The organism is Kitasatospora sp. NPDC056184, from assembly GCF_042268405.1.
GTDB lineage: Bacteria > Actinomycetota > Actinomycetes > Streptomycetales > Streptomycetaceae > Kitasatospora.
Genome location: NZ_JBHJUI010000026.1, coordinates 91459 through 100927, shown reverse-complemented (window position 1 = coordinate 100927; position 9469 = coordinate 91459). Strand labels below are relative to the sequence as shown.

The following is a 9469-nucleotide window of genomic DNA, read 5'->3' as shown; positions in this document are numbered from 1 at the left end:
TACTGCAGGGGGGACCCTGTGGGAGAGTAGGACGCCGCCGAACAATCATTGTGAAGAACCCCCGCCGGGTTATCCGGCGGGGGTTCTTTGCGTTCGGGGCAGGTCCCCTGGCGGTGACGGCCCGTCAGTTCTACTCTGGCGCCGTGATGAAGCGAATCGGAACTCGTAGGAGCGCGGCGGTGCTCGGGACGGTCCTGGCGCTGACGATGGCGCTGTCGGCCTGCAGCAGCGGCGGTGGGAAGAGCCAGGACGCGAAGCCGCCCGTCGGGTGGTACCGGACGGCCGACAACCTCTGCAAGGAGATCGGTCGTGTCGGCCTGCCGGGGAACGAGAGCGAAGGGCGTGCCTCGGACGGGCCGGGCGGCCCGGTCGACGGGGAGAGGTGGCGCTCGTGCCGGGCGGAGAGCACCGGCGGCGAGCGCGACGAGTACTGGAAGCTGGACGTGGACGCCCGTACCTACGACACGAAGAACGCCACGTTCGGTTGGTACCAGGCGACCCTCCACAACGCCCAGGCGCCCACGGAGACCCTTTCCCCGGATGCTCGCAGGAGGTTCGAGCAGACGGCTTCGCGGGGCGAGGCCGGCTACCGCGTCGTGGTGCGGGACGAGACCCGGAAGGACCTGGTCTGGCAGGGCGCGTTCGTCGACGGGAACCTGATCGTCCGGCTGGAGCTGGAGTGCTACGCGGGCAGTACGAAGGACACGGATGCCGCGAAGGCGGTGAACACCTGTGAGACGCAGGCCCGTTCGCTGGGCGAGGAGCTGCTGAACCGGGTGCAGTCGAAGCTCCGGGAGAGTGATCTGACGGCTCGGCCGACGCCCTCCTGAGCGGGCGGCGGCCGAGCCGCGTCCGGCGGTCAGCCCTGCGGCTGGGCCGTGCCCCAGTTGGGGCGGCTCTCCCCGCGGCCGGGGGTGTCGGTGACCCGGGCGACGCCGGAGCCGTCGGCGCGCATGGTGTAGAGCTCGGAGGTTCCGTCGGCGGGGGCCTGGGCGAAGGCGATCGCGGTGCCGTCGGGGGAGTAGGAGGCGACGCCGTAGGTGATGTCGGACGGGCCGGGGGTGAGCGCCTCGACGGCGGTGCCGTCGGGGTGGACGGTGTAGATGCCGCCGCCGGGGGCGTTGTCGGAGCCGGCGGGGTAGGTGGTGAAGACGATGCGGCTGCCGTCGGGGGACCAGTTGGCGCGGTCGCCGGCCCGCAGTTCCCACGGGGTGAGACGGCGCAGTCCGGTGCCGTCGGCGTTGACGAGGTAGAGCGCGCGGCTGTCGGCGGGCTGGCCGGTGGCGCTGGTCCGGTAGGAGAAGACGAGCTGTTTGCCGTCGGGGGACCAGGCCGGGTCGGTGACGGTGCCCGAGTACGGGGTGTCGTTGGTGAGGAAGGTGATCCGCTGGGCGGTGGTGCCGTCGGGGGCGATGACGTAGAGGTCGCTGTACTGGATCTGCTCGGTCGTCGGGTCCGAGCTGCCCCAGGTCCGGGTGAAGGCGAGCTGTTTGCCGTCGGGGGACCAGGCGGGCGTGGTCTCCGTCTCGTTGAGGCAGTCGGTGGCGCCGGCCTCGCAGAGCGAGCCCAGCTGACGGGCGTTCTGCCCGTCGGCGCTCGCGGTCCAGATCCGGCCGGGGGAATCGCCGCCGGTGCGGTCGAAGGCGAGCGTGGTGCCGTCGGGGGACCAGGCGGGGTGGTCGTCGCGGGTCCGGTCGGCCGGCTGGGTGAGTTGGCGGCGGGTCCTGCCGTCGGCGGTGACGGAGAAGATCGCGCTGGTGAGGCGGTCCTGGTCGAGGTAGACCCGGGCGGCGATGAGGCCGTTGGGGGCCGACGGGGCGGTCGGGGTGGCAGCGTCGGCGCCGACCACGCCGGCGGCGGCGTCGGCGACGGCCGGTTCGACGGCCGGGGTCGGGGTCGGGGTGGGGGATTCGGCGCGGATCTCGCTGAGCGGGATGTCGCCGGGCTGGGCGCCGCAACCGGTGAGCAGGGTCCCGGCGAGCAGCAGGCCCGCACCGGCGCGATGGCGGGTGCGGGCCTTGGCAGGGGTGGTGCGGTGGATGGTGGGAGTGGTCCCCGAGAGCCGTGTCCGTGTGCGGGTCATCCGCGTCTCATCTCCGTCTCCGATCCGTCCGGCGAGGCCGGGCGTGAGCCCCCCGAAGGAGCTGTCACTGTGTCAGATCGGAGAGAGGGCGACGGGGCGACACGCGACGGTCCGCGTCCGCTCGGGGACGGGGAGTCATCCGTTCGCGGGGCGTGCGGCCGGGTCGGGCCCGGTCAGCCGCGGGCGGCCCGGCGTTCGGCCTGGGCGACGGCCTCCGCCTCGTCCTCGGCCTCGGCGACCTCCAGCGTGGGAGCGGTGCCGCCGAGCTGGGCCGGGAGCCACCAGGTGTCGTCGGGGCCGGAGGGCTTGCCGGGGTACTCGCGCTGGGCCCGGTCGAGCATCTCGGACATCGCGGCGCGCAGGCGGCGGGTGACCATGACGGGCTTGTCCTCGGGCGTCAGCACGATCGGCTCGCCGATCATGATGGTGACCGGGACGTGCCGCTTGGTGAGGGTCTTCGGGCGGCCCTTGGTCCAGAGCTGCTGGGTGCCCCAGAGGACCACCGGGAGCAGCGGGGCGCCGGAGTCGGCGGCCATCCGGGCGGCGCCGGTCTTGAACTTCTTCAGCATGAAGGAGCGGCTGATGGTGGCCTCGGGGAAGACGCCGACCACCTCGCCGGCCCGCAGGGCGCGGACGGCGGCCTCGTAGGCGGGCTGGCCGTCGGTGCGGTCGACCGGGATGTGCTTCATGCCGCGCATCAGCGGGCCGGAGACGGCGTGCTTGAAGACGTCGTCCTTGGCCATGAAGCGGGTCTTGCGCTTGCCGCCGCGGTAGGCGCCGAGGCCGGCGAAGAGGAAGTCGAGGTAGCTGATGTGGTTGCTCACCAGCACCGCCCCGCCCTTGGCGGGGATGTGTTCGGCGCCGACGATCCGGATGCGCACGTCGAGTGCGCGGAAGACGGTCAGCGCGGCGCCGATCACCGGCGGGTACACGAGGTCTGCCACGGTCAGTCCTGACTTCGACGGGCCTGGCGGCCCGGTACGGCGGGGACCCGCGTGCCGTAGGTGGGGGCCGACCGGGGGCACGGCACACCGCGGCGGCCACGGGCGATACACGACGATGATCCCCCGAACGGGTGCCCGCTGTCACCTGAGCCGTCCTGTTGGGGCGGGATCGGGCGGTGTGATGTGCGTGATGAGCCCGGGCGGGAACTTTTCCCGCCCGGGCGTCCGGTCGGTTTCGTGCCCGTTCGGGGCGGTCAGGCGGCCAGGCCGGCCCTGGTCCGGGCGCGGTGGACCAGGAGGTACAGCTCGCAGCCGAGGCAGTAGCCGAACGCGGCGTTGAGGAAGGCGGCGGCCAGGGCGAATCCGGTGGCGAGCAGGCCGAGCCAGCCGATCCCGGCGAGGAGGCCGGCGGTGCCGACGGCGGCGAAGACCAGGCCGACGCCCTGGGCGAACCGGGGCGGGCGTTCGTCCTCGGTCTCGGTGGGCGGCGCCAGCCGGGGGCGGACCAGGGTGCGGTAGAGCCAGCCGTAGGGGGAGCGGCGCAGGCCGCCGAGGGCGCCGAGGGCGAAGACGAGGGTCTGGGCGGCGAGCAGGAGGCCGCTGCCGGTGAGCAGGACGGCGATCAGGACGAGGGTGGTGAGGGCGGCGGCGAAGCGCGGCCCGCGGGGGTCGATCTGCACGGGGACTCCGGGGCGGGGAGGGGTGACGGGCCGCGCGGCGGAAGGCGGCCGCGGGCGCCCGGGACGGCCGGGGTGCGCGTCAGCGACAGCGCGAGGCCGTGGCCCGGCACAGGTCGACCACCCGGCGGGTGGTCAGGAGCGGCTGTGCGGGGCGGTCGGAGTCCACGGGGCGATCGTACGCGGGCCCGCGCGCCCCGGTCGAGGGGGGCTGCCGGGTCTCGGGACCCCCGCACCGGCGGCGCGGCGGGGCGGAGCAGACTGGGGGGATGACCGGATGGGTGGTGTGTGTTGTCGCGCTCGTGGCCGCGAGCGCGTTCGGGCTGCTGCGAGCGAAGCGTGACGGGAGGCTGCGGGTGCGGGCGAAGGACGGGGCGGTGCGGCTGTCGGCGGCGGAGCTGGGGGAGCCGCTCGGGGCGCGGGCGACGCTGGTGCAGTTCTCCACCGCGTTCTGCCAGCCGTGCCGGGCCACCCGGCGGGTGCTGGCCGAGGTGGCGGGGATGGTGGACGGTGTGGCGCACGTCGAGCTGGACGCCGAGGAGCGGCTGGAGCTGGTACGGCGGCTGGACGTGGTGCGGACGCCGACCGTGCTGGTGCTGGACGCCGGTGGCCGGGTGGTGCGGCGGGCGGCCGGGCAGCCGCGGAAGGCGGATGTGATCGCGGCGCTGGGCGCGGCGGTCTGATCCTCCGGACCGTCCGGGGCTCCGGGGTGCGGGCGGGGGCGCGCGGGGTGCCGCCGAGGGGAATCCCACGACGGAAGGGCAGCCCCGTCGGGTGGAGTCGGAGGTGGGCTGGGGCAGGATGGCTCTGACGGCGGCGCGGTCGTCCCGCGGTCCGGACCGGACCGGAGGTCTCCCCGGGGCTGCCGAGGGGACCCGCGGGCGGCCCCGGCCGGGACCGCGCGGCGTAAGCTACTGGTGAGTAGTGACCGTCGGGCTACTGGCGGGTATGCTGCCAGGAAGTTCCGGACCGGCACGGGAAACGCACTGCCGGGAGGGGGTGCGAGCCGTGTTCGCGCCCACCTGCACAGCCGCAGCCGCCGGACGAGACCAGTACAGGAGACAGGCCGTGAGCTTGAGGATCGTTGTCTGTGTGAAGTACGTGCCGGACGCGACGGGTGACCGTCGTTTCTCGGACGATCACACCACCGACCGGGAGGGCGTGGACGGCCTTCTGTCGGAGCTGGACGAGTACGGCGTGGAGCAGGCGCTGCGGATCGCGGAGGCCAATGAGGGCTCCGAGGTGACGGTGCTGACGGTGGGGCCGGACGACGCGAAGGACGCGTTGCGCAAGGCGCTGTCGATGGGTGCGGACAAGGCCGTGCACGTGAACGACGAGGACATCCACGGGTCGGATGTGATCGGGACGTCGGCGGTGCTGGCGAAGGCGCTGGAGCGGACCGGGTTCGACCTGGTGATCGGTGGGATGGCGTCGACGGACGGTTCGACGGGCGTGCTGCCGGCGCTGCTGGCGGAGCGGCTGGGGGTGGCGCAGGTGACGCTGCTGTCGGAGGTGTCGGTCGAGGGCGGCGTGGTGCGGGGCCGTCGGGACGGTGACGCGGCGACGGAGCTGGTGGAGGCGGCGCTGCCGGCGGTGGTGTCGGTGACGGACCAGTCGGGTGAGGCGCGCTACCCGTCGTTCAAGGGGATCATGGCGGCGAAGAAGAAGCCGGTGGAGTCCCTGGACCTGGACGACCTGGGCATCGGGGCCGGCGAGGTCGGTCTGGCGGGTGCGTGGACGGCGGTGGAGTCGGTGGCGGCGCGTCCGGCGCGGACCGCGGGCACGGTCGTCAAGGACGAGGGCGAGGGCGGCAAGGCGCTCGCCGGCTTCCTCGCCGGCCAGAAGTTCATCTAGTCCCCACCCGTTCGCGCATCCAACGATCGATCAGGAGCAATGAATCATGGCTGAGATCCTGGTTCTCGTGGACCACGCCGACGGCGTGGTCCGCAAGCCGGCCCTGGAGCTGCTGACCCTGGCCCGCCGCATCGGCGAGCCCTCCGCCGTCGTCCTCGGCGCCGGCGACAAGGCCGCCGAGCTGGCGGCCAAGGCCGCCGAGTACGGCGCCGCGAAGGTGTACGTCGCGGACGGCGCCGAGTTCGCCGACCAGCTGGTCGTCCCGAAGGTGGACGCCCTGGCCCAGATCGCCAAGGCGGTGGAGCCGGCCGCGGTGCTGGTCACCTCCTCCGGCGAGGGCAAGGAGGTCGCCGCCCGCGTCGCCCTGCGGATCGGCTCCGGCATCATCACCGACGCCGTCGACCTGGAGGCCGGTGACGGCGGTCCGGTCGCCGTCCAGTCGGTGTTCGCCGCCTCCTTCCAGGTGAAGTCCACGGTGTCGCACGGCGCGCCGGTGATCACCGTCAAGCCGAACGCCGTCGCCCCGGAGGCCGCCCCGGCCGCCGGCGCGGTGGAGGACGTGACCGTGGCGTTCACCGGCAACGCGGCCAAGGTCGTCTCGCGCACCCCGCGGGTCTCCACCGGCCGTCCGGAGCTGACCGAGGCCGCGATCGTGGTCTCCGGCGGCCGCGGCGTCGGTGCCGCCGAGGGCTTCGGCGTGGTGGAGGAGCTGGCCGACGCGCTGGGCGCGGCCGTCGGCGCCTCGCGCGCCGCCGTCGACGCCGGCTGGTACCCGCACAGCAGCCAGGTCGGCCAGACCGGCAAGCAGGTCTCCCCCCAGCTGTACATCGCGGCGGGCATCTCCGGTGCCATCCAGCACCGGGCCGGCATGCAGACCTCGAAGACCATCGTGGCCGTCAACAAGGACCCCGAGGCCCCGATCTTCGAGCTGGTCGACTACGGCGTCGTCGGCGACCTGTTCGCGGTCCTGCCGCAGCTCACCGCCGAGGTGAAGGCCCGCAAGGCCTGATCCGGCGCACGGCACCGGCGCGGGGGCGCGCCCGGGATTTCCCGGGCGCGCCCCCGCCGTCCTTCGCCCGGACGCCGGCCGGTGGGCGGCGGCCCGTAGAGTCGGTCGGCGGCGCGGGTCGCTGACCGTCGCGCGCAGCGGACCATCGTGGACATCGTGGACAGGGGCGAGGGCGGACGCATGACACTCTTGACGGCGCTTCAGGGCGGATCCGGCGACTCGGCCGACGCGGTGCGGATCTCCGACGGCCCCGGGCTCTCCCGCGAGCAGCTGCTCGGCGCGGCCACCGCGGTCGCCGACCGGGTGGCCGGAGCCCCCGCCCTCGCGGTGCTCGCCCGGCCCACCGCCGAGACCGTGGCCGCCGTCGTCGGCGGGCTGCTCGCCGGGGTGCCGGTGGTGCCGCTGCCGCCCGACTCGGGCCCCAAGGAGCGGGCGCACATCCTGCGCGACTCCGGCGCCGCCCTGCTCGCCCACGCCGCCGCCGACACCCCGCCGGAGGACGCCGGGATCGCCGGCCTCCCGGTGGACCTGCGCGAGCGCTCCGCCACCACGTACGCCGAGCCCGATCCGGCGGCGACCGCCTTCGTGCTCTACACCTCCGGCACCACCGGCGCGCCCAAGGGGGCGATGATCGGCCGCTCCGCCGTCGCCGCCGACCTCGACGCGCTCGCCGACGCCTGGCAGTGGACCGCCGAGGACACCCTGGTGCACGGCCTGCCGCTGTTCCACGTGCACGGACTGGTGCTCGGCGTGCTCGGCGCGCTGCGCACCGGCAGCCGGCTGGTGCACACCGGGCGCCCGACCCCCGCCGGGTACGCGGCGGCGGGCGGCAGCCTCTACTTCGGCGTGCCGACCGTCTGGTCCCGGGTGGCGGGCGACCCGCAGGCGGCCGCCCGGCTCGCCTCCGCCCGGCTGCTGGTCTCCGGCAGCGCCCCGCTGCCGGTGCCGGTGTTCGAACGGCTCGCCGCGCTGACCGGTCGGGCCCCGATCGAGCGCTACGGCATGACGGAGTCGCTGATCACGGTCTCCACCCGGGCCGACGGCGAGCGCCGCCCGGGCAGCGTCGGCCTGCCGGTGGCCGGGGTGCGCACCCGGCTGGTCGGCGAGGACGGCGGGCCCGTCCCGCACGACGGCGAGAGCGTCGGCGAGCTCCAGGTGGCCGGTCCCACGCTGTTCCGCGGGTACCTCAACCGGCCGGACGCCGACGCCGAGGCCTGGACCGCCGACGGCTGGTTCCGCACCGGGGACGTCGCGGTGATCGGCGCCGACGGCTTCCACCGGATCGTCGGGCGCGCCTCGGTGGACCTGATCAAGAGCGGCGGGTACCGGATCGGCGCCGGCGAGGTGGAGGCGGCGCTGCGCGACCACCCGGCGGTGGCCGACGCCGCCGTGGTCGGCGCGCCGGACGAGGACCTCGGCCAGGCGATCGTGGCGTACGTCGTTCCGGAGGGTTCCGTGACGGGGGACCAGCTGACGGCCTTTGTGGCGGAGCGGCTCTCGGTGCACAAGCGGCCCCGGCGGGTGGTGCTGGTGCCCGAACTGCCCAGGAACGCCTTGGGAAAGGTGCTGAAGAAGCAGCTGCTGGCGGAGTCGGCACCCGAGTGACGGGCGGTCATCCGGCGCCGGGTCGGATGACGGCCGCTCACCTTCCGTGAGCCTTCCTTTGGCGCACTCCACTGCGCGCTGTGAGCGGACGCGTGCCTAACGTGACAAGCGGCGCGGCCGGGGCCGACGAGGCCCCGCGCACCGCGTCCAGCGTTCAGCTCCCAGCGTTCGGCGCGATCGTCGCGACCGGCGCGATCAGCGAAGGAAGACAGCAGCATGACGACCGTCAACACCGGCGCACCGGGTGCCGCCGACGACGCGACCGGGCAGTCCACCGCCTCCTCCTCCCTCCGGCCGGCGGCGGGTGCCCGCCCCTCCCGTGCGGCGCGGGTCCGCCGGGGGATAGGCATGGTGGCCGTGATCGCGGCCGGCGCCGGCGTGATCGGCCTCGGCGCCGGCGCGGGGACCGCCGCGGCCGAGCCGGCGCCGGCCCACGCCGGGTGGGACGGCTCGCGGTACTGGTTCCAGGACAGCCAGGGCCACTGGCGGTGGACGGCGCACTACGACGTCTACCTGGCGCGCAGCGGCGGCTCGGCCCCGGCGGCGGGCGCCGCTTCGGGGACGTCCGCGACGAAGTCGGCCGGTTCGTCCGGGGGGATCACCCAGGGGTGGGACGGATCGCGGTACTGGTTCCGCAACAGCCAGGGCCAGTGGCGCTGGACCTCGCACTACGACGTCTACCTGGACCGCACCGGCGGGTCGGCCTCGGGTTCGGGCTCCGCCTCCCCGTCCTCCGACACGGCCTCCTCGTCCTCGTCGTCCTCCTCGTCCGCGGCCGCGTCGCCGGACGGTGACGTCGAGGCGGCGGTGCAGTACGCGCTCGCGCAGCTGGGCAAGCCGTTCCGGACGGCCGGCAACGGGCCGGACGGCTACGACTGCTCGGGCCTCGTCCAGCAGTCCTTCAAGCGCGGCGGCGTCTCCCTGCCGCGGGTCGCCAACGACCAGTACGCGGCCACCACGCCGGTGACGGCCGGGCAGCTGCGCCGCGGCGACCTGCTGTTCTGGTCGGACGACGGCAGCGCGCGGGGCATCCACCACGTGGCGATCTACCTGGGCGGCAACCAGTACGTGGAGGCCGCCCGGCCCGGCACCTCGATCCGGATCTCGCGGATCAGCAGCGGCTACTACCCGACGCACATGGGCCGGCCCTGAGGCCTGACCGCGCCGCCCCGCCGGTGCCCGGGCCCCCCCCCCCCGGGCCCCCCCGGGGGCCGGGCCCCCCCCCCCGCGGGGGCGCGGGGGGCCGGGGGGGGCGCGCCCCCCACGGGGCGGCGGCGGTGGCCCCGGGTGGGCGGTA

At 74.9% G+C, this 9469-nt stretch carries 9 protein-coding genes; 6 read left to right on the top strand and 3 right to left on the bottom strand.

All coding sequences use genetic code 11. The features are described 5' to 3' along the window. Positions 1 to 143: 143 nt before the first annotated feature. Entirely contained in the window at positions 144 to 830 is a 687-nt protein-coding gene (locus ACFC0B_RS34340) for a hypothetical protein (protein WP_376095047.1), read from the top strand. A gap of 29 nt (positions 831 to 859) precedes the next feature. Here ACFC0B_RS34340 and ACFC0B_RS34335 read toward each other — a convergent pair whose 3' ends face one another. From ACFC0B_RS34335 to ACFC0B_RS34325, 3 genes are all read right to left on the bottom strand, one after another. Then, positions 860 to 2083, bottom strand: coding sequence for a hypothetical protein (locus ACFC0B_RS34335; RefSeq protein ID WP_376095044.1), 1224 nt, complete (start codon positions 2081 to 2083; stop codon positions 860 to 862). Between the two features lie 173 nt (positions 2084 to 2256). Continuing rightward, positions 2257 to 3027, bottom strand: a complete 771-nt coding sequence (locus ACFC0B_RS34330; protein WP_376095041.1) for a lysophospholipid acyltransferase family protein — start codon at positions 3025 to 3027, stop codon at positions 2257 to 2259. Between the two features lie 254 nt (positions 3028 to 3281). Beyond that, positions 3282 to 3707 (bottom strand): DUF4395 domain-containing protein, encoded by a 426-nt coding sequence (locus tag ACFC0B_RS34325; protein WP_376095038.1) that lies wholly within the window; start codon positions 3705 to 3707, stop codon positions 3282 to 3284. 266 nt (positions 3708 to 3973) lie between these two features. Here ACFC0B_RS34325 and ACFC0B_RS34320 point away from each other — a divergent pair, with 266 nt between their 5' ends. The 5 genes from ACFC0B_RS34320 to ACFC0B_RS34300 all read left to right on the top strand — a co-directional run bounded on the left by ACFC0B_RS34320 (position 3974) and on the right by ACFC0B_RS34300 (position 9324). After that, positions 3974 to 4387 (top strand): thioredoxin family protein, encoded by a 414-nt coding sequence (locus ACFC0B_RS34320; RefSeq protein WP_376095035.1) that lies wholly within the window; start codon positions 3974 to 3976, stop codon positions 4385 to 4387. A gap of 385 nt (positions 4388 to 4772) precedes the next feature. After that, positions 4773 to 5558 (top strand): electron transfer flavoprotein subunit beta/FixA family protein, encoded by a 786-nt coding sequence (locus ACFC0B_RS34315; RefSeq protein ID WP_376095032.1) that lies wholly within the window; start codon positions 4773 to 4775, stop codon positions 5556 to 5558. Between the two features lie 46 nt (positions 5559 to 5604). Continuing rightward, entirely contained in the window at positions 5605 to 6567 is a 963-nt protein-coding gene (locus ACFC0B_RS34310) for an electron transfer flavoprotein subunit alpha/FixB family protein (RefSeq protein WP_376095029.1), read from the top strand. 180 nt (positions 6568 to 6747) lie between these two features. Next, entirely contained in the window at positions 6748 to 8172 is a 1425-nt protein-coding gene (locus tag ACFC0B_RS34305) for an acyl-CoA synthetase (protein WP_376095026.1), read from the top strand. A gap of 216 nt (positions 8173 to 8388) precedes the next feature. After that, positions 8389 to 9324 carry a C40 family peptidase gene (locus ACFC0B_RS34300; RefSeq protein ID WP_376095023.1) on the top strand — a complete coding sequence of 312 codons (936 nt, stop codon included), beginning with the start codon at positions 8389 to 8391 and terminating at the stop codon, positions 9322 to 9324. Positions 9325 to 9469 lie beyond the last annotated feature (145 nt).